Source organism: Macrococcus bovicus (genome assembly GCF_004359575.1).
In the GTDB taxonomy this organism is placed as follows: domain Bacteria; phylum Bacillota; class Bacilli; order Staphylococcales; family Staphylococcaceae; genus Macrococcus; species Macrococcus bovicus.
The window spans coordinates 1-1,819 of the sequence record NZ_SCWF01000023.1; the positions used below are offsets into that span (position 1 = coordinate 1).

Below are 1,819 nucleotides of genomic sequence, written 5' to 3' on the forward strand. Positions count from 1 at the left end.
AGAGTCTGGGACATAAGGAGTTCTAGCTTATAAAAAAAGACGAAGAAAAATGTATGTTTAACATTTTTCTTCGTCTTTTTATTGTTTTTACAGATAAGCTGACTACCTACGGTAGCCATTTTCCTGACATTTACTGCCATCAAGGCTATCCCTATTTCTCTTTTTACTTTGGCAGCTCCTCGGACTGACATTCGAGTGAAACCCAAAATAGCCTTCAGATAACCAAATACTGGTTCGACATCTATTTTACGACGTGCATAGATGCTGCCAGTTGCTTCGTCTGAAAGCTTTTCTCGCGTATAGTTTTTGAAAAATTCAAGATTATTATTCCGGTAGATTTTCTTATATCCTGTCGCTTGGGCAGAGATGCACTGGGACCTCAATGGACAGTCCTGACACATGTCACACTGGTAAACCTTGGATACTTGCTCTTTATCACCTGTTCTTCTTGTGCTGTAGCCCTTAAAAGGGAGGGGATGATTTTCAGGGCAGATAAAGGTGTCATCCAACTCATCGTACTTCCAGTTAGATGTATTGAAAAGGTCTTTTCTGTATCTTGATGTCTGCTCCTTGATATACGTATTGAAAGGAATAAGTGGAATGACCTGCAGGTCATCTATAAGTGCTTCATAGTTACTTTCACTGCCATATCCTGCATCTGCTACTATGTACAGCGGTAGTTTGTCATAGAGTTCTCTGTATGTATTTAAGAAAGGAATCAGTGTCTTAGTATCTGCAGGATTAGGATATACATCATAAGCGAGAACAAACTGATTGTTAGTGGCGATTTGTATGTTATAACCAGCTTTCAGCTGGCCGTTCCTCATATGATCGTCTTTCATACGCATAAATACGGCGTCATGATCTGTCTTGGAATAACTGTTTCTTTCTCCTAGAATCTTCAGCTGTTCTTTATATTTTTCATTTCTATCAAGAATGGTTCTAATCTCTTTCTGCTTGGCTTTCAACGGTGTACGCTCTTTCCTGAGGGCTTTTCTTCTCTCTGTATCGTCGCTCTGCACAATTTCTTGAGTTAAATCTTCGATTTCCTCTGAGAGTGCTTCCTCGACATATACCAGGCTTTCAATAGTGAAATCTTCATCCATCTCTTCTCTGATCTCCGCGATGATTTCATTTTCATAAAATTCCTCATAGATAAGCTGTGCTCTCTTCTCTGCTTTGGATTTATTATTCAGGACAGTCTTCTTCCATACAAATGAATACTTGTTCGCGTCTGCTTCTATCTTAGTTCCATCTATAAAGATGGCGTCCTCCTCGATAAGGTTATTCTCGGTAAGCTGCGCTCTGAAACCGGTATATAGGTTTTTCAGCAGCGTATCCATTACTGGATGGACTCTAAAGCGGTTGATGGTCCTGTATGAGGGTCTTTGTTCTTGAGCCAGCCACATCATTCTGATGCTGTCGTTAAGGGAGGCTTCAATACGTCTTCCTGAGAAGACAGACTGGGTATAGGAATAAAGAATGATTTTAAGCATCATCTTAGGATGATATGAAGAAGCTCCACGGGAGCTGTAATAATTCAGGTACTCACTATCTGGAATGGACTCAACAAGATTATGGATAATAACACATAAGTCCTTATCTCCAAATAAGATACGCGTATCCAGTGGCATAATCAGTTGGTTCATGTTATAATTTTTATACATAAAAGAAGCTCCCTTTCTGTTGTTGTGGTGACTACATTATATAAGAGAGCTTCTTTTTTTGCACTTAAAAACGGAAATTCCTCAATGGAATTTCCGTTTTTCTTTCGAGTCATTATATAAATCGTAGATTTAGTTATTTATGTCCCAGACTC

General features: G+C 39.1%; 1 protein-coding gene. It reads right to left on the bottom strand.

What is annotated here, in order from left to right; translation table 11 throughout:
* The coding region (locus tag ERX55_RS11210; RefSeq protein ID WP_243721504.1) for an IS1182 family transposase at positions 1-1,667 on the bottom strand (1,667 nt) is incomplete at its 3' end.
* Positions 1,668-1,819: the final 152 nt, after the last annotated feature.